The sequence below is a fragment of the Malaciobacter canalis genome, assembly GCF_008000835.1.
GTDB lineage: Bacteria > Campylobacterota > Campylobacteria > Campylobacterales > Arcobacteraceae > Malaciobacter > Malaciobacter canalis.
Genome location: NZ_CP042812.1, coordinates 994,234 through 1,012,465, shown reverse-complemented (window position 1 = coordinate 1,012,465; position 18,232 = coordinate 994,234). Strand labels below are relative to the sequence as shown.

Annotated in this window: 24 protein-coding genes; 11 read left to right on the top strand and 13 right to left on the bottom strand. The window is 25.5% G+C overall.

Features of this window, described 5'->3' with window-relative positions; all coding sequences use genetic code 11:
- Positions 1-18 precede the first annotated feature (18 nt).
- From ACAN_RS05180 to ACAN_RS05160, 5 genes are all read right to left on the bottom strand, one after another.
- Positions 19-735 (bottom strand): sulfite exporter TauE/SafE family protein, encoded by a 717-nt coding sequence (locus tag ACAN_RS05180; protein ID WP_099334066.1) that lies wholly within the window; start codon positions 733-735, stop codon positions 19-21.
- A 93-nt stretch (positions 736-828) separates the two neighbouring features.
- Positions 829-1,482, bottom strand: coding sequence for an amino acid ABC transporter permease (locus tag ACAN_RS05175; protein ID WP_099310494.1), 654 nt, complete (start codon positions 1,480-1,482; stop codon positions 829-831).
- Positions 1,483-2,208: an ABC transporter substrate-binding protein gene (locus tag ACAN_RS05170; protein ID WP_196778771.1), complete on the bottom strand. Its 726-nt coding sequence runs from the start codon at positions 2,206-2,208 to the stop codon at positions 1,483-1,485.
- Positions 2,208-2,759 (bottom strand): CD3072 family TudS-related putative desulfidase, encoded by a 552-nt coding sequence (locus ACAN_RS05165; protein ID WP_099334065.1) that lies wholly within the window; start codon positions 2,757-2,759, stop codon positions 2,208-2,210. The genes ACAN_RS05170 and ACAN_RS05165 overlap by 1 nt, the downstream gene beginning before the upstream one ends.
- 134 nt (positions 2,760-2,893) lie before the next feature.
- The gene (locus ACAN_RS05160; RefSeq protein ID WP_099334064.1) at positions 2,894-3,349 is read right to left on the bottom strand and encodes a hypothetical protein; all 456 of its coding nucleotides are present in this window, start codon (positions 3,347-3,349) and stop codon (positions 2,894-2,896) included.
- 107 nt (positions 3,350-3,456) lie between these two features.
- On the opposite strand from ACAN_RS05160, the gene ACAN_RS05155 reads away from it, so the two are divergent.
- Genes ACAN_RS05155 through ACAN_RS05145 form a run of 3 tightly spaced genes read left to right on the top strand, consistent with a single transcriptional unit; the run spans position 3,457 to position 4,717 of the window.
- Entirely contained in the window at positions 3,457-3,726 is a 270-nt protein-coding gene (locus ACAN_RS05155; protein ID WP_079577015.1) for a CBU_0592 family membrane protein, read from the top strand.
- Positions 3,698-3,925, top strand: a complete 228-nt coding sequence (locus tag ACAN_RS05150) for a hypothetical protein (RefSeq protein ID WP_099334063.1) — start codon at positions 3,698-3,700, stop codon at positions 3,923-3,925. The genes ACAN_RS05155 and ACAN_RS05150 overlap by 29 nt, the downstream gene beginning before the upstream one ends.
- A gap of 6 nt (positions 3,926-3,931) precedes the next feature.
- On the top strand, positions 3,932-4,717 hold the full coding sequence (locus tag ACAN_RS05145) for an exodeoxyribonuclease III (RefSeq protein ID WP_099334062.1): 786 nt from the start codon (positions 3,932-3,934) through the stop codon (positions 4,715-4,717).
- A 72-nt stretch (positions 4,718-4,789) separates the two neighbouring features.
- Here the strand turns inward: ACAN_RS05145 and ACAN_RS05140 are convergent, their stop codons facing one another.
- The 6 genes from ACAN_RS05140 to ACAN_RS05115 all read right to left on the bottom strand — a co-directional run bounded on the left by ACAN_RS05140 (position 4,790) and on the right by ACAN_RS05115 (position 10,006).
- The gene (locus ACAN_RS05140; RefSeq protein WP_079577018.1) at positions 4,790-5,068 is read right to left on the bottom strand and encodes an RNA recognition motif domain-containing protein; all 279 of its coding nucleotides are present in this window, start codon (positions 5,066-5,068) and stop codon (positions 4,790-4,792) included.
- A 313-nt stretch (positions 5,069-5,381) separates the two neighbouring features.
- Positions 5,382-5,801, bottom strand: a complete 420-nt coding sequence (locus ACAN_RS05135; RefSeq protein WP_079577019.1) for a phosphate-starvation-inducible PsiE family protein — start codon at positions 5,799-5,801, stop codon at positions 5,382-5,384.
- Position 5,802: 1 nt separating this feature from the next.
- Complete coding sequence (locus ACAN_RS05130; RefSeq protein ID WP_099334061.1) at positions 5,803-6,657, bottom strand: ADP-ribosylglycohydrolase family protein; 855 nt, start codon at positions 6,655-6,657, stop codon at positions 5,803-5,805.
- Positions 6,658-6,672: 15 nt separating this feature from the next.
- Positions 6,673-6,939: a DnaJ domain-containing protein gene (locus tag ACAN_RS05125; protein WP_079577021.1), complete on the bottom strand. Its 267-nt coding sequence runs from the start codon at positions 6,937-6,939 to the stop codon at positions 6,673-6,675.
- 102 nt (positions 6,940-7,041) lie between these two features.
- Positions 7,042-8,214, bottom strand: coding sequence for a cache domain-containing protein (locus tag ACAN_RS05120; RefSeq protein ID WP_099334060.1), 1,173 nt, complete (start codon positions 8,212-8,214; stop codon positions 7,042-7,044).
- Positions 8,215-8,314: 100 nt separating this feature from the next.
- Positions 8,315-10,006: an L-lactate permease gene (locus tag ACAN_RS05115; protein WP_099334059.1), complete on the bottom strand. Its 1,692-nt coding sequence runs from the start codon at positions 10,004-10,006 to the stop codon at positions 8,315-8,317.
- A 442-nt stretch (positions 10,007-10,448) separates the two neighbouring features.
- On the opposite strand from ACAN_RS05115, the gene ACAN_RS05110 reads away from it, so the two are divergent.
- Both ACAN_RS05110 and ACAN_RS05105 read left to right on the top strand, forming a co-directional pair.
- Positions 10,449-10,754, top strand: coding sequence for a J domain-containing protein (locus tag ACAN_RS05110; protein WP_228145268.1), 306 nt, complete (start codon positions 10,449-10,451; stop codon positions 10,752-10,754).
- Positions 10,755-10,757: 3 nt separating this feature from the next.
- Positions 10,758-11,258, top strand: a complete 501-nt coding sequence (locus ACAN_RS05105) for a SprT-like domain-containing protein (RefSeq protein WP_099334058.1) — start codon at positions 10,758-10,760, stop codon at positions 11,256-11,258.
- On the opposite strand, the gene ACAN_RS05100 is transcribed toward ACAN_RS05105, so the two are convergent.
- Both ACAN_RS05100 and ACAN_RS05095 read right to left on the bottom strand, forming a co-directional pair.
- Complete coding sequence (locus tag ACAN_RS05100) at positions 11,255-11,890, bottom strand: hypothetical protein (protein ID WP_099334057.1); 636 nt, start codon at positions 11,888-11,890, stop codon at positions 11,255-11,257. The genes ACAN_RS05105 and ACAN_RS05100 overlap by 4 nt on opposite strands.
- A 10-nt stretch (positions 11,891-11,900) precedes the next feature.
- A complete protein-coding gene (locus ACAN_RS05095; protein WP_079577027.1) occupies positions 11,901-12,179 on the bottom strand; it encodes a putative quinol monooxygenase in 279 nt (92 codons plus the stop codon).
- Between the two features lie 118 nt (positions 12,180-12,297).
- On the opposite strand from ACAN_RS05095, the gene pnuC reads away from it, so the two are divergent.
- The 6 genes from pnuC to ACAN_RS05065 all read left to right on the top strand — a co-directional run bounded on the left by pnuC (position 12,298) and on the right by ACAN_RS05065 (position 18,230).
- The gene (pnuC, locus tag ACAN_RS05090; RefSeq protein ID WP_322863337.1) at positions 12,298-12,906 is read left to right on the top strand and encodes a nicotinamide riboside transporter PnuC; all 609 of its coding nucleotides are present in this window, start codon (positions 12,298-12,300) and stop codon (positions 12,904-12,906) included.
- Positions 12,890-13,657: a choline/ethanolamine kinase family protein gene (locus ACAN_RS05085; RefSeq protein WP_170233020.1), complete on the top strand. Its 768-nt coding sequence runs from the start codon at positions 12,890-12,892 to the stop codon at positions 13,655-13,657. Before pnuC ends, ACAN_RS05085 begins: the two co-directional genes overlap by 17 nt.
- A 97-nt stretch (positions 13,658-13,754) precedes the next feature.
- Positions 13,755-14,663: a hypothetical protein gene (locus tag ACAN_RS05080; protein ID WP_099334055.1), complete on the top strand. Its 909-nt coding sequence runs from the start codon at positions 13,755-13,757 to the stop codon at positions 14,661-14,663.
- A gap of 36 nt (positions 14,664-14,699) precedes the next feature.
- A complete protein-coding gene (gene uvrC / locus ACAN_RS05075) occupies positions 14,700-16,532 on the top strand; it encodes an excinuclease ABC subunit UvrC (RefSeq protein ID WP_099334054.1) in 1,833 nt (610 codons plus the stop codon).
- A gap of 10 nt (positions 16,533-16,542) precedes the next feature.
- Positions 16,543-17,565: an alanine racemase gene (locus tag ACAN_RS05070; RefSeq protein WP_099334053.1), complete on the top strand. Its 1,023-nt coding sequence runs from the start codon at positions 16,543-16,545 to the stop codon at positions 17,563-17,565.
- Complete coding sequence (locus tag ACAN_RS05065; RefSeq protein WP_099334052.1) at positions 17,562-18,230, top strand: tetratricopeptide repeat protein; 669 nt, start codon at positions 17,562-17,564, stop codon at positions 18,228-18,230. The genes ACAN_RS05070 and ACAN_RS05065 overlap by 4 nt, the downstream gene beginning before the upstream one ends.
- The last annotated feature ends 2 nt before the right edge of the window (positions 18,231-18,232 follow it).

Sequence of the window (18,232 nt, the reverse complement as noted above, 5' to 3'; positions counted from 1 at the left end):
TTCCTATTATATCTAATATTAAATAAAAACTGAAACAATTACTTTAATTGCTAAGATTGATAATAGTATTTTAAGTAAAGATCTAAATTTTTTACCATCAATTTTATTTCTTAGTTTTGTACCTGCATAACTTCCTGCAACTGCTCCAACAATCATAAAAACAAGTAGCCAAAGATACTCAAAAAATGCAAAACCAAAAAAGATAAAGACAAATACTTTAAAAATATGAGTAATACCCATAAGTGCAGCAGCTGTTGCAACAACTTCATCTTTTTTCTCAAAATCTTTATAAAGCAAAGTCATAGTCAAAGGTCCTGTTGCACCAACAACAAGAGAAAGACCTGTTTGAAAAAAACCTATTATAAAATAACTTTCAAATCTTTTTATTTTTTCATTAAATTTTGTAGACCACAAAGAAAGAAGAATATACACACCTATAAAAAGAGGTACATACTCTAAAGAGATATAATAAATAATACTTGAAATAAGAGCAGTTCCTAAAAGTGAGCCTAGAATAAATTTTGGTATAACTTGATATTGCACATCTTTATATCCAAAAACGGCTCTGCTGAAATTACTAGACATTTGTGTTAAGCCATGTACAGGAATCAAAGCATTTACAGGTAAAAAAGATGGTAAGATTGCTATTAAAATCATACCTCCACCAAGTCCAACAACACCTGCAATTGTTGATGTAAAAAATGTAATTATTCCTAAAAAAATTTCTGTTGTCATACTTCTTCACTTTCTAAAAAATAGAAAATAAAATAACAAAAACTCACTTATAGATAAAATAGTTTTAAAAACTAAAATTTATATTTTATATTCTTAAGTATTATAATATAGTTTTTTTTCAAGTTTTTTAGAAATAATTGATATTGAATAGGTCATTACAAAATAAAAAACTCCAAGTGTAAGATATATTTCAAAAGGTTCATATGTTCGCACATATATCAACTGACCTGCTCTTGTTAATTCTGTTATTGATAAAACAGAAACTAAAGAACTATCTTTTAATATTGCAGCATAAGTATTAGTTAAAGTAGGAAGAGTAAGTCTTAATGCTTGTGGATATATTATATATGCAAGCATACTTAGATTACTCATTCCTAATGACTTTGAAGCTTCATACTGACCTTTTGGTATACCCTGAACGCCAGCTCTTACTATTTCAGACATATAAGCACCAAAATTCAATGAAAGACCTAAAATTGCAGCTTCATGACTTGACATTGATATACCAACTTGTGGCAAACCATAATATATAAAAAATAACTGTATTAATAAAGGTGTTCCTCTAAAAATTTCTATATATGAAGTCAATACAAAATCTAAAAGTTTATGTATTTTATAACTTCTTAAAGTTCCTACAACTATACCTATTATAAATGCAATTATAAAAGATATAAATGATAAATATATTGTAAGCCAAGAAGCTTCAAATAAAAACCCAAGATTGTCATAAACTACATTAAAATTCATCTATTTTACTTCTAACCATTTTTGAACTAGTTTATCATATACACCATTTGATTTTAGTTTAGTTAATGCCATATTTATTTGTTTTGTTAACTCATCTTTATCTTTTTTCATTACAACAACTAATTCTGATGGAGCTAATTTATCAACTATTTTATATTCACTTTTAAAATTCTTTTGTTTTACTGCATATGCATAACCTACTACAACTGCATCAATTCTTTCATGTTTTAAGTCTAAAAATGCTTCTGGATTATAGTTATATCTTGCAACTTTTTTTAAGCCTTTTAACTTATCAACAATTTGTTCACTTCCACTTCCAAGTTGTACACCAACAACTTTATTTTTTAAATCTTGTTTTGAAGTAATTTTATTATTTTGTTTTTTTACTACAATTACATCATTTAGTAAATAATATGTATTTGATAAATTCACATTATTTTCTCCAGCTTCTTGACGACTCATAGCACTTAAAATCATATCATATTGATTTGTTTTTAATCCACCTAATAAAGCTTGCCACTCAGCATCTTTAATTACAATCTTTTTATTTAATACTTTTCCTATTTCATTTGCTAAGTCAATATCAAAACCTACAATCTCCCCAGACTTTGCATCTCTTGATTCAAATGGTGGATAAGCTGCACAAAGCCCTACTGTTATTACATCTTCTTGGGCATAAGAAAACATTGAAAAACAAAGTAAAAATCCCGCTATAAATTTTTTCACTACAATTCCTTTAAAATATTTTTTACTGAAGTATTTGGATTAGATTCATTTATTGCATAAAAGTCTAAATTTATTGCATTTTTATCCAATAAACTTTTAAAGACTTCCATAAAAACACCCTTTTCATTAACTATATTTAATGAATTTAAAGTCTCTTCCAAAGAAAAAGAACTATCAATTTCACCTTCCCATTTAGAAGATTTGCAAGTAGTATTTACTCCACAACTAGGACTATTATCAACACCTATACAAGCAGATATTTTATAACCACTATTACTATAATCAATAAGTTGTTGTATTATTGGCTCAAGTAGCTTTTCACAGTGTTTACGAAAATAAGGAGTATCAAGTTGTTCTTTTACTTGTCCCCATCTTTTTATACCACAAGATAATAATTCAGGACAAGGAAGTTGAATAAAGCCATAGCCTTTTTGAATTAAAGGAACCATTAACTCTTCTAAGCAACCACCATAATTTGCAATTTTATTTACTTTTGAATTTACATTTAATAGACAATGACTTAATAAAAGGATTTTTTTATTTCGCTGCATTTAAAAACCTTAGAAACTTCAGTTTTTTAAAAAAGCATTTGACAAGTAAAGTATAATTGTCGTTCCAAGCCTTGGAATTCACTTAATTTAAGAAATTAAATTCTATATGGTTTATTCTTAAGAAATCATAAAATCTAAGATTTATTATTTATATCTTTTAAACATTTATTTATGTTTGTATGAAGTAAAGCATAAGTATTTGCATTTTTTTTACAAGTATACTTATTTCCTTTAATATTTAGAGATATATTATTAATACTAGCATCAAAATCTTTACTTTTTGTGTATCTATTTGATTTATTTAGTATATACACAAAAATCTTATTTTTATTATTTAAGCATATTTTGTATTTTGATTTATTGTCAAAATTTAATTTCATGTTTTTTTTTGAAGCTAAAAAACAATATGATTTAGATGTAAACTCATCTTTAATATTGTGATAAATATAAAAATCATAGACAAAATTTAAATTCTGAGATTTCTTTTCACCTTGATAAATATAAAAATTTGCGTTCATATTTATTTTATTGAAAGAAGAATCTGCATTTAAATTTAATAAAGCAAAAAAGAGTAAAATTATAAGTTTCAAAAAAATCCTAAATAAAAATATTTTGTATTATAGAAAAGTTTTTTTATTTAAAATAGATTTTTTTGTATTAATAATATTATTTTATATAAATTTAAAAAAGGTAGAGAATGGATATTTTCCAATGGATAGGCTTTGTAGGAATGGCATTTGTTGTAACTGGTTATTTATTTTTGCAATTAAACAAATATGATATACACTCAATTCAATATCAATTATTAAATTTAGTTGGTGCTATATTATTACTTATTTCACTATGTGTTCATTTTAATCTTGGTTCTTTTATAATTGAGGTATTTTGGATTGCTATTACAATCTTTGGAATATTTAAAAATTTAAGGAAAAGAAAAAATGAAAAAATTGATACTTTTAACCCTTAGTTTGATAACTATTGGTTTTGCTAATAATTATGGCAAAATAGATATGCATGGTGGAAAAGGTGATTCTTTAATAGGAAAAGAAAAAAAAGATTTTACTAAATCATCTTTTCATAACTCATTTGACAACTTAAAAGAACAGAAAAAAGAAACAAAAAATAAAGAAGAAAAACAAAGTAAACAAAAAGAGAAAAAGGATTAACAAAATATGCAAACATATAAGTTTATTTCATGGAATGTAAATGGAATTAGAGCAGTAGACAAAAAAGAAGCTTTAAAGTGGATTGACAATGATAATATTCATGTATTAGGTCTTCAAGAAATTAAAGCAGAAGAGAATCAAATTCCAAAAACAATTTTTGATAAAGATTTTAACTTTACACATATTAACCCTTGCAGTATTAAAGGTCGTTCAGGAACTGCCCTTTATAGTGATATTGAACCTATATTTAGTGATAATACACTTAATGTTGATATTTTAAAAGAGGGTAGAATAAACGAAGCACACTTTAATTTTGATGGTAAAAAAATTGCATTTTTTAATGTATATTTTCCAAATGGTCAAAGTAATGATGATAGACTTGAGTATAAAATGCAATTTTATGATAGATTTTTAGAACATTGTGAAAATTTAAAAAAAGAAAATTTTTCATTAATAATTTGTGGTGATGTAAATACAGCTCATACAGAAATTGATATTGCAAGACCTAAAGCAAATGAAAAAAAATCTGGTTTTTTACCAATGGAAAGAGATTGGATTACAAAGTTTTTAAATCATGGATATATTGATACATTTAGATATATAAATGGCGATATTAAAGATAAATATAGCTGGTGGAGTTATAGAGCAAATGCTAGAGCAAATAATGTTGGCTGGAGAATTGATTATTTTTATGTAAGTGAAGACTTAAAAAATAATATCAAAAATGCTTATATTTTAGATGAATATATGGGAAGTGACCATTGTCCAATTGCACTTGAATTAGAACTATAAAAAAAGGGAATGAAGATTAACTTCATTCCCTTTATACTTTAAAGACTGTAAGCTTTAAAATAATAGTTTAGACTAAAATCTACTATTAAAGTTTCTTTTTGGTCTTTCTTCTCTTGGTTTAGCCTCATTAATTTTAAGAGTTCTTCCTTCAAATTCTGTTCCATTTAATTCTTCAATAGCACTTTGTCCAGCACTATTGTCTTCCATACCGATAAATCCAAAACCTTTAGCTCTTCCAGTTTCTCTATCAGTAATAATCTTTACAGAACTAACTTCTCCATACTGAGCAAATAAAGCTCTTAAACTCTCTTCTGTAGTCTGATAAGACATATTCCCAACGTAAATTTGCATTTTTTCTTTTCCTTTTATTGTTATATAATTAACGAGCCTTTTACATACCTTATTTATATTTGGGAATATACATATAGTCTGTATTAGGAACATTAAAAATATTAGTAAGAAGATTATACTATAAAAAACTGTATTTTCTACTAGTTTTTTCATAAAAATATAAAAAATTTTTAAATTTTTTTAAATTATAAAATATAAAAAAACAAATAAGTCCTATTTTATGGTAGTTAAAAGGAAGTATTAAAGAAAAATTTGTTTTTAAAAATTTATTGTTTAGAAAAAAGATTATGATTAAATAAAAAAAGGTCTAATTTTAGACCTTTTTTTCATTACTTTCTGGTAAAAGAGTTTGAGGAGCAGTTTTAATAGATAAATATCTTATAAAAAATAAAAATACTATAACTCCTGATAAAATCATTATATTAAAATTAACAGGACTAGAAAACAATGCATCAAAAGATGTTAAATCTTCTTTATTTACTTTTACAACATTTAAAATAAGCTCTCTTAATGTTAAGATGATAAAAGCATCAACAAGAATACTTAATACAACTTTTTGTTCTCTAATAAAATTAATAACTGTTCTTACTATTTCAAGAAAAATAATAAAATAAAGCATATAAATAATAAAATCCATTAATCTATCCATAGCAATAGCAATAATAAAAAGAATTGTTGCTACAACTATTTCAATATAAAGTTTATCTTTATAAAAATTTGAAATTCTTTTCATCTTATATTATAACCTTTATTTTCAACCATGATTGTGGGATATTTTGCAATCCATATTTTGCAGTAAAAATCATAACTGCAAGCATTCCTCTAGCACTTGAATCACCACCAGCTTTTGCATTTTGTATTAATAACTCTTTTAAATCTTTATATTTTAAAAGTAAATGTAATACACATGCAAAGCCTTCACTTGTGGCACAAGCTGGACCAAACTCTCTTATGACATCAAAAGTATCTTTATCTTTTGATTTTATTGCTTTATCAATATAAATTTTAATATCTTCACTTGATTGAGCTTTTAACTCTAATATTGAACTTTCAATATCTTGTTTATCTAATACTTTTAATAGTAATTTTGCAAAAAACATACTTGCATTTTTACATTCAGAACTATTATGTGTAAGACAAACAAAACTTTGTACATTATCCAAAAACTCTTTTTTAGTTTTACTAAGCATTAATAATGGTGATACTCTTCCAACAATTGATAAATCACTAGATTCAGAACCATTTAATAAACCTTTACTTAAAGGCTCAATACTATTTCTTGTAGCTGAATCTATATAACCATTATATGATTCTATTTTTTCTAACCAATATAAAGCATACTCTTTTATATCAAATTTTTCTTTATCTTTTAAATACTCATATAACCAATAAGTTTGATCTCCATAATGAGTAAACTCACCTGCACTCTTACCTTTGTGCCATATTGAATATGGTGCATTTAATTTACTCCAATCAATATTTAAACTTTTTAATTGTTTTTCATCATAAACCCAATGTGTTACTAAACATAAAGAATCAGCAACTAATGTGCTAAGAACAATATCTTTTATCTGTTTTTCATCATACATTTTAAACTCCTAAGTCTAAATATTCCAATTTTTATAATTGGTAAAAGCAGGATATTGCTGCTTAAACTCTTCTTCTTCAAAACTAAATTTATAATTATCAATATACTTTAATAAAAGCTCATAAGCTTCTTTAAGTTCTTGAAATTTCTCTTGTGAACCTGTTGAAGTATCAGGATGATATTTTTTTGAAAGTTTCAAATACTTTTGCTTTAACTCTTTTTTTGAGATTTTGGTTAATATCCCAAATAAATCAACAGCTTTGTCAAACTCTTCTTTATCCATAAACTCCCCATTGTTAAATCTTTTCTATACTATTTATCACTATAACGCATTTATACTTTAATTTTTGGAATTATACAATATTTTTTCAATTTTATAACAAAATTATAAATACTCTTCCTCATAATTTTTAGCATCTCTTTTAGTAGATAAAGTTAAAGTTATTAATGATAAAATTACTAAAACTATAACAAATATAATTGCACTTATAATTGTAATTGTTTGTAAACTCTTCTCTGATTTTTCTTCCATATTTTTGATTTTTAATTCAATCTCATCAACATATGCACCTGTTCCAATTATCCAATCCCAAGGTTCAAATTTTTGAACATATGAAAATTTTGGTTTTGCTTTTTGCTCACCTGGTTTTGGCCATAAGTAAAGAACAACACCACCCTCTTTCTTTTCATTTGCAATAGTTACAAACTCATTGAAAATATATTGTTTATTTTCATCTTGAAAATTTGAGAGATTTTTACCATTTAACTCTTTAAAAATTGGATGGCTTATCATTTTTGATTTACTATTATTTATCCAAAAATATCCATTGTTACCATATCTTATTTCAGATATTGTTTTTATTGCATCTTTTTTTATTTTTTTTGTAACCTCTTGTACATAATCTCCTGTTCCAATTATCCAATTAAAAGGTTCAAAAACTTTCACATATGATATTTTTTCTTCTGCTTTTTTCAAACCAGGCTTTGGCCACAAATAATCAACAAAGCCCGAGCCTTGTTTTTTTGAAACAGTAACAAAAGATTTAAATAGTTCTTTTCCATTCTCATCTTTTTGATTCATTAGATTTTTATTATTTAACTCTTCTAAGATTGGATGCATAATCATTACTGCATCAAAATCATTTACCCAAAAATATCCACTGTTACCATATTTTGCAGACTTAATTATTTTGATTAAGTGATGTTTCAACTCTTCTTTAGACATACTATTTTTATATATTTTATAATTTTCTTCTAATATAGAAAAAAGAAAATCCATTCTTTGAGTCAAGTGATTTTTCACTTCTTGCTTTATTTTAGAAGGAAGTGTTCTTTTATAAAATGAATCAATTGTTTGAATAGTTACTTGTACATAATTTTGAAGTTCTATTTCTGTTTTTTTATAAATATCATGTTTATATTCATCTATATTAGATTTATTGATTGTATTTACTGTAACGATTGTAGCTATAAGTGAAGCAACTGCGAGAAAAAAAACTACAAATATAGAAATTATCAATACTTTAGTTCGCATTGAAACACTAATTGTTTTTGTCATTTGATATATCCTAAAACTATTTAACTTAAGTATACTTCAAAAAAAAATTTGTGTCAATTAGTGAAAAATAATTTTTTAATAAAAGAGGATTTTTCCTCTTTTATTTCATAAGTGGGTCTGTAAGTCCTAATACATACATTCCAATAAGCCCTAATATACCAGCAATTAAACAATAATAAAGCGTAGGAATAATTGTTCGTCTTAAAGTTTCACCCTCTTGATCTAGTAATCCAACAGTAGCAGAAGCTGCAACTACATTGTGAATAGCTATCATATTACCAGCTGCTGCACCAACTGCTTGAAGAGCAATCATGAAAGCTGTTGAAATACCTAAAGCATCAGCAACACCAAATTGAAACTGACTTAACATCATATTTGATACTGTATTACTACCTGCAATAAATGCTCCTAAAGCTCCTATCATTGGTGCAAATAAAGGATATATATCTCCCACAGAAGTTGCAACAAAATTTGCCATAGCAACAGGCATAGAATCAAATCCTGATTCATTAATTCCTGAGTTAATAAGAATTCTTACAAGTGGAATTGTAAATATTAAAACAAATCCAGCACCTAACATAACTTTAGAAGATTCAGAAACTGCTTCTTTTAACTCTTTAAACTCCATTCTATGAAGAAAATATGTTAATAAAACAACAAATACTAATATTCCACCAGGAAGATATAAAGGAGAAATAGTATAGCCTAAGCCCTCACCTAAAATATCTTTAAAAGGTATAACAATTGAATTTACAAAAGCTTTAGCTTCATCACTAACTCTTGTAATAACTAAAATTACAGCAACTAAAATATATGGTAACCAAGCTTTTGTTAAGGACATAGGAACTTTAACTGTCATTGCATCAAGTTTTAACTCTAATTTACTTACCCAATGAACAGGCCACTCTTCTTTTGGAGCAAAATCCCAAGATTTTTTTGGAATTAAAAAACCTTTTCTTGCTGCAAATGTAACAATAGGAAGTCCAACTAATGCTCCAATTAAAGATGGGAACTCAGCACCTAAGAAAATACCTGTTAAAGCATATGGAATTGTAAATGAAACACCTGCAAAAATAGCAAATGGAACAATACTCAAACCCTCTGTCCAAGATCTATTTTTACCAAAAAATCTTGTTAGCATTATTACCATAAATAAAGGAATAAGAGTTCCTGTAATTGCATGAACAATAGCAACTTCTGATGTAATAAGTCTTAAATATGTATCCCAGTTTGAACCTAATGAATCAAGTGTAGCACTAATACTTGCACTATCTAATCCTTTATTAACTCCAATTAAAATAGGTGTTCCAACTGCACCAAATGATACAGGCGTACTTTGAATCATCATCCCAACCATTACAGCTGCCATTGCTGGAAAACCAATTGCTACTAACAATGGTGCTGCTATTGCTGCTGGTGTACCAAAACCTGAAGCACCTTCAATAAATGAACCAAATAACCATGCAATAATAATTACCTGTACTCTTCTATCAGGACTGATATTATTAAAACCTTGTCTAATTACACCAATTGCTCCTGAATGTTTTAATGTATTTAAAAGTAAAATTGCACCAAAAATAATCCATAAAACTGCAATAGTAATAAGTAAACCTTGAATTGTTGAAGCTAACACTCTATTAAATGTCACTTCCCAAACAAATAAAGCTACTAAAGCTGTAGCAATATAAACTATAGGCATTGCTTTTTTTGCTGGTAGCCTAAGACCAACTAATAATATAGCTGCAATAAAAATTGGTAATGCAGCATATAGTGCTTGTGTACTAATGTCCATATAACTCTCCTTTGAACTCACTAAAATAATAAAAAAGAAATGTGATAATTGTATGATAAAAATAAATGAAGAAAAAATTAGTAATTGTATTATTTTATTTGAGTAGTTATGAAACAAAACAGGACACTTTTATAAAACAAATATTAAAAAAGCAATTAAAATAGTTTTACTTTTATTTACTTATTCGATTCTTTTTGTATAATTGATATTTTATTATAAAGATTTTACATGTTTATATTATAATATTAAACTTTTAATAACAAAGGAATTTTTAATACAAATGTACAATAATACAATTATATATATCTTCAATCGGCTAATAAGAGTTAGTATCTTATTATTTATTTTATATCTTATTTTTACTAATTTTGGAACTTTTTTAATAATTATCATAACTATATTTTTACTTGGGTATTTTTTCATTTATAAAAAATTGAAAAAAATGTCAAATGAATTTAAATTTACTTATACACAAGGTGACTTTAGACAAGGTGCAAATCAAAATTTTGATTTTAGAGACTTTGATTTTAATAACTTCAATCAACAATTTGCACAAAGACCAGGACTTGGGGAAGTGGAAAAAGCAAAAGAGTTTTTTGGATTTAGCCATACTCCAACAAAAGAAGAAGTAAAAAAAAGATACAAAGAGTTAGCAAGAAAATATCATCCAGATATTAATAACAGTGATGATAGTTTGATGCAAGAGTTAAACCACTATAAAGATGTACTTTTTCAACATATAGGTTAAACAATGGGAATAAAAAAAGTATTTAATATTTTTTTATTCCTAACTACTATTAGTACTATTTTTCTAATATATCTTTGGTATAAAGATTATCAATTTGACACAAAACCTTTAGCCAAAGATACCATCTTAAAAATTGAAGAAAAAAGAAAATATTTAAAAAGTCTTGCTTTAGAAAAATATAATATAAACTATAATGTACCTATTTTAATATCAAAAGATATGAAAAGTAATCTTTTTGGCAAAACAAAATATAGCTTTGATGAAAAAATAGTTATATATTTAAATAAAAATAGATTTAAAGAAAATGTCAATTATATGATTGATTCTGTTTTGCCACATGAATATGCTCATGCAGTAATGTTTCTGTTAGGTGATTTTTCAAGACAAAATGGTGGACATTCTAAAAAATGGCAAGAAATTTGTATTTCTTTAGAAGGAAATAAGTGTGATAGATTTGTTAATCACAATGATATAATCATTGAAAAAACAAATCCTTTTAATTAGTTATCTTTATATTTTGAACTTAAAGCAAATACTTCATTTGCCCATTTGTCATCATCTAAAGTATCTTCATTTGCTATTGATTGAGCAATTGTTTCTATTTCATCAGCAGTTGATGAAATCTTTATAGCCTCTTCATAAACTTCTTTTGCCCATTTTTTATCATTTAGTAACTCTTTATCACTTAAAGATTCAGCAATAGTTAAATACTCATAAACAATTGTAGCTTTTTCAATAGCTTCACTATAAATACTTTTTGCCATATCTTTATCGTAAAAAGAGTCTTTTTCTTTTGCTAAAATATCTGCAACAGTACGCAAATCTCTAAGTAGTGTGATTTTTGTAACTGCTAATTTATAAGCCTCTTTTGCTAAATTATTATCTTCTAATCCATCTTTTTTGCTAATATAAAATGCAAAATCTACATAATCTCTATAATCTTTTGCACTTGATAATACATAATGAAAAAGTTTTCTTGATAAATTTATATTTTTTTCAAACTCATTTGTAGAAAATCTATGTGCCCATCTTGCTAAGTTTGCGTCATACTCTAAATCTTTTAAAATTTCATCTAACTTTTTATTATTACTTAAATCTTGGCGTATCTCTTCTACAATATCTTTTTTTTCTATCAAAATCTAACCTTTAAAAATTTGGAAGAACTTCTTCTCTTTTTATTAAACTCTTTTTTTGTTCACTAAAGTTTTTATAATCTTGAGTTTGAGTATATGTATTATAGTACTCTTGATCATCCCACTCTTCAAAAACTAATAACTCTGTTTCATCATCATCTGCTTCATAAACTTCATAATTTTTGCATCCTTGCACTTTATTTACATTTAGAAGGTGAGTAAAAAGTAGTTTTTTTAAATCATTCTCTTTTTTTTGCTTTGCAATGTAAACTGTCTGTTTTACTAAACTCATTGTATTCCTATAGTTTTTTTTAATTCGTAATGTACACTATCATTAATTAGATGATACTTACATATTGTGTAATTTTATCTAGGTTTAGATATATTTTCAATTTTATAAAGGATAAAACATAGAAACTTTTTTTGATGCACTAATTCAAACAACAAAAACAACAACTTCTTTAGAAGCTATAGCTATGTTTTTATCTATTTTATATCTTCTTTTAGCAATAAAACAAAATGTTTGGTGCTTCGTAGCAGCATTTTTTAGTACTTTAATTTATACAATTATTTTCTTTGATGCTTCACTTTTAATGGATTCATTTTTAAATGCATATTATTTGCTTATGGCTATATATGGTTGGTACTCTTGGAAATATTCAAATATAAAAGAGAGTAAAGAGTTAAAAATATCTTCATTTGGTACTAAAACAAATATAAAAATAGTAATCTTATTATCAATTCTTTCTTTGATTCTTGGATTTTATATGCAAAATTACACAAGTGCAGATTTTGCATACCTTGATACTTTTACAACTGTTTTTGCAATATATAGCACTTATTTACTTACAAGAAAAATAATAGAAAACTGGATTTACTGGATAGTAATTGATACAGTATCTATTTATATTTATATAAATAAACAGTTTTACTTAACAGCTATTTTATTTGCAATTTATACAATACTTGCAATTGTTGCATTTATTAATTGGAAAAGTGAATATGAAAAAACAAATTAATATAGATTTTTTAAAAACCCACGATTTTTTTAAAAATAAAAAAGTTCTAAGTATAGATCTACTTAAAAATCAAGGTCTTTGCAATACAAACTACCTTGTAAAAACAGAAAAAAAAGCTTATGTACTAAGAGTTTTCCACTCAAATAAAAGTGTTAATATAAATAGAGAGTTTGAATATCAAGCACAAAAAAAAGCCTACAATAAAAATATTAGTGCAAAACCTTACTATTTTGATGAAAAAAATAGTCTACTAATTTCAAAATATATAAAAGGTGAACACAAGGATAAACTTAATAATACTCAATTAAGAGTTTTGATAAAAAAAGTAAAAAAAATCCATAAAATAAATCTCATATCAAAAAAATATAACTTTTTTAAAGATCTTAAATATTATGAAAAAGTCTTAAAAGACAAAAACAGTTTAAAACTATTGTCTAAACTAAAAAAAGAGTTAAAAAAGAGTAAAAAATATAAAAATAATTATGCTTTATGCCATCATGACTTAAATTGCAAAAATATTATCTTTTCAAAAAAAGATATTTTTATAATTGATTGGGAATATGCTGGAATAAATGATATTTTCTTTGATTTGGCTACTATTTGTATTGAATTTAAATTAAATAAAACAAAAACAAGAGTTTTATTAAATACCTACTTTAATAAAGTAAGAAAAAAAGATTTACAAAAGCTAGAAACATATAAAAAAATATACTTTTATATATGCAAATTATGGTTTAATGCAAATTTATAGCTATTTTTTTACAGCTATTACTTTTACTTAAATTGAATTTTTAAGATTTTATATTATACTTTCACAAAATATAAACACAATTTAAAAGAAAGAATAAATGAAAAAAATTTTGATAATTACTAGTTTACTTTTTATCCTATTTTCACAAGAAATATTTGCAAATATAACTAATACAAATCAAGCTAATACTGTTTTAAAAAAAGAAGAAGTACTAATTGGCTATTATGGACGACCAAACTCTCCAACACTTGGAATACTTGGTGAGACTAACCTTGATGAACTAATCAAAAAAATGAGAGAAAAACAAAAATATTTTAATACTGAATTAGAAAATAAACTAGATGTAAAACTTGCTTTTCATTTAATACACTCACTTGCAACAAAAGATCCAGGAAGAAGAAATGATTATCTTTTAGGAATGAGTGAAAAAACAGTTTTAAAATATATAAAAAGAGCGCAAAAAGAGAACTTTTTAGTAATTATTGATTTGCAACTTGGTACTTACACTCCATATGAAGCAATAAAACCTGTATTAAAATATTTAAAATATGAAAATGTTCATCTAGCAATTGATCCAGAATTTAAAATTCCAAAACATAGAAGATATCCACCAGGAAGATATATAGGACATATATTTGCAAATCAACTAAATGAAGCACAAGAGTTAATAAGTACATATTTAGAAAAAAATAATATAAATCAAGAAAAAAAACTAATAGTTCATATGTTTCACAAAAGAATGTTAAGACAAAAAGAACAAGTAAAAAACTATAATAATATAAAACTAATATACAATATAGATGGTCATGGAAGTGCACAAGTAAAAATTAAAATATATAATGGTTTGTATGCTGCAACTACTCAAATAGATAAAGCAATTGGAGGATTTAAGATATTTTATAAAAATGATATAAAACCTATTATGACTCCAAAACAAATTTTAGGCTTTGAACCAGTTGGAAATCAAAAAATAATGGTAAGACCTTATTATATAAATTATCATTAAAACAAAAGCGTATAAACTTTTGGATAAAATTCATTTATGAACTTAGAAGAGAAACTTAAAGAATTACCAAATAGTGCTGGTGTTTATCAGTACTTTAATAAAGATGGACACTTACTTTATATAGGAAAAGCAAAGGTACTAAAAAATAGAGTTAAATCATATTTTAAATTTACTCCTAATTTAGCACCAGCTGATAAATTAAGTCCTAGAATTTACAAAATGATAACAGAAGTAAAATCTTTAGAGTGGATTATTGTACCAAATGAACATGATGCACTTATACTTGAAAATTCACTTATTAAACAACTTAAACCAAAATACAATATTTTATTAAGAGATGATAAAACATATCCTTATATTGTTATTGATTATAAAGAGGATTTTCCAAGATTAGAGATAACAAGAAGAGTTTTAAAAGATAAAAATATCAAATACTTTGGTCCATATTCTACTGGTGCTAGAGATATGCTTGATAGTATTTATGAAATAATTCCTTTAGTACAAAAAAAATCTTGTATAAAAGGAAAAGAAGCTTGTCTTTTTCATCAGATAAAAAAATGTTATGCTCCTTGTGTTGGAAAAATTTCAAAAGAAGAGTATAGTAAAATAGTTGATGAAGCCTTAGAGTATATTTACAATAAAAATAAGTTAATTAAGAAATTAAATGAAAGAATGCTTCAATACTCCGAAGAGTTTAGATTTGAAGAAGCCATGAAAATTAGAGATAGAATAAAAACTATTGAAAAATCTCAAATCCACACAGGAATGGATTTAGCAAGTAATGATAATCTAGATTTATTTGCAATAAAAGCATCAAAAGAAAAAGCCGTAATAGTAAGAATGTTTTTTAGAGATGGCAAGTTAGCTTCAAGTAACCATGATTATTTAAAAATAAATCAAAAAGAGCTTGACATAGACTTAAATGAAGCATATAAAAGAGCAATAATTAACTACTATGACAATGAAATTCCTCTACTACCAAAAGAGATAGTTGTAGCTGATGAGATAACACAAGAAATTGAAGAGCTACAAGAGTTTATAAAAGATAGATTTGAAAAAAATATTCCAATTATTCATCCAAAAAGAGGAAAGAAAACACAAATTATAAAAATTGCAATAAATAATTGCAATGAGCTTTTAAGACTTCAAAATAGTAATGCAACTACTATTTATAAACAACTACAAGAGTTATTAAACCTTTCATATACACCAAATAGATTTGAATGCTTTGATAATTCACATATGATGGGACAAGCAACAGTTGGTGCAATGATTACTTGGGAAGAGAAGTTTATAAAAGCAGATTATAGACACTATAATCTTGAAGCAAAAGATGAATATGCACAAATGAAAGAAACATTAATAAGAAGAGTACAAAGTTTTGAAAAAAATCCAGCACCTGATGTTTGGGTTATTGATGGAGGAGAAACTTTATTAAAACTTGCAATTGATATAAGAAACTCAGTAGGAGTAAATCTTGATATAATTGCAATAGCAAAAGAAAAACTTGATTTTAAAGCACATAGAGCAAAAGGAAGTGCAAAAGATATAATCTATTTTGAAGAAAATAATAGTATTAAAAGAGTTGATTTACTTCCAAGTGATAAAAGATTACAATTTATTCAAAGATTAAGAGATGAAGCACATAGATTTGCAATCTCTTTTCATAAAAAACAAAAAAGAAAAGATGATAGTAAAATATCTTTACTTCAAATAAAAGGAATAGGTGAAGCTAAAGTCAAAAAACTTCTTTTATATTTTGGAGAGTTTGAAAAAATAAAAAATGCATCTTTTAATGAGCTTCAAGTAGTATTAAACAAAAAAGATGCTTCTTTATTAATTGACTATTTTAAAACATTAGATAACTAAAGGCTACAAATTGGCAAAAATAATTTTAAACAAAGAAAATCTATTTCATAATCTAAATCTAATTTCAAAACAAGCAAAAGGAATAGAAAAAGTCGCAATTGTGTTAAAAGACAATGCATATGGGCATGGTTTATTAGAAATTGCAAAACTTGTCAGTGAATATGGAATAAAAAAAGCAGTAGTAAGAACCTGTGAAGATGCACTAAAGATTAATAACTTTTTCGAGGATATCTTAATCTTAGCTGATACCAAAATCGATACTTATTCACATACTTTTCACATAGCAGTTAACTCTTTAGAACAAATTAAAAAATTGCCCATAAATACGAAGGTTCATTTAAAAATTGATTCAGGAATGCATCGAAATGGCATAAATAAAAGCCAGCTTAAAGAGGCTATTTATGGGATTTGTGAACAAAACTTAAAGTTCACAGGTTTATTCACACACTATAGATGTGCCGATGAATTATCAACAGATTTTTATTGGCAAAGAGCAAATTTTGAGCAAATAAAACAAGAAGTGAAAAACATATGTGAAAAACTTTCAATACCAGTTCCAAAGTTTCATTCAGCTAACTCATCAGCACTATTTAGAATAAAAGATTTTAATGAAGATTTTGCAAGAGTTGGAATAGCAACTTATGGGTATTTAGAAACTGATACAATTTTTAATAATCCTAAATTAAAACCTGTGATGTCATTTTGGGGTCAAAAAATATCTACAAGAGAGATAAAAAAAGGTCAAAGAATTGGATATGGAGGAAGTTATTTTGCGAAAAAAGATATGATAGTATCAACTTATGATGTTGGATATGGAGATGGCTTTTTAAGGCTTAATGAAAAAGATAAATATATCACTCCAAAAGGATATGAAATTTTAGGTAGAGTATCAATGGATAATTTAAGTATAAATAGTCAAGATGAAGAAGTTTGTATTTTTGATGATGTTAGACAATTAGCAAGAATTCATGATACAATTACATATGAAATTACCACAACTTTAAATCCCACTATAAAAAAAGAGATAATATGATGATAAAATATTTTTTTGTATTTATTGCATTTATTACATTTTCAAGTGCAATTACTTTTGAACAAGCTAAAAGTATTGAAGAAAAAGATGGCGTGTTAAAAGCATTAGGTCATTATAAAGACCTTGCACAAGACAATAACACAAAAGCTATTTTTAGACTTGCAATGATTTATGCAAAAGGTGAAGAGATTCAAAGAAATATAAGTAATACATTTGTTCTTTTAACAAAAGGTGCTACATTAGGAGACAAAAAAGCAGGTTATTATCTTGGAAAACTTTATTTAAATAAGAGTTTAGCTTATTATGATGAGAAAAAAGCCTATAATCTTTTTTTAGAATTAAGCAATGCAAATTATGTTCCAGCTTACAATATGATGGGCAAAATTTTAGTTAGTGGCACTGGGGTAGATAAAGATTATAAACTAGCAGTAAAATATTTTGAAAAGGCTTCAAAAGCTGGTTTTACAGAAGCACATTGTAATCTTGCTTTGATGTATGCTAGTGGACAAGGAGTATTTCCAAATTTTGGAAGAGCTCATACTTTTGCAAAAGAGGGAATGAAAAAAAATCATCCTTTATGCATAAAAGTATATGAAGATTATAATTTAAGAAGATATCCAGAAGATAAAGGTTTCAAATTTAATTTTTACACAGAACCAGAATAAAA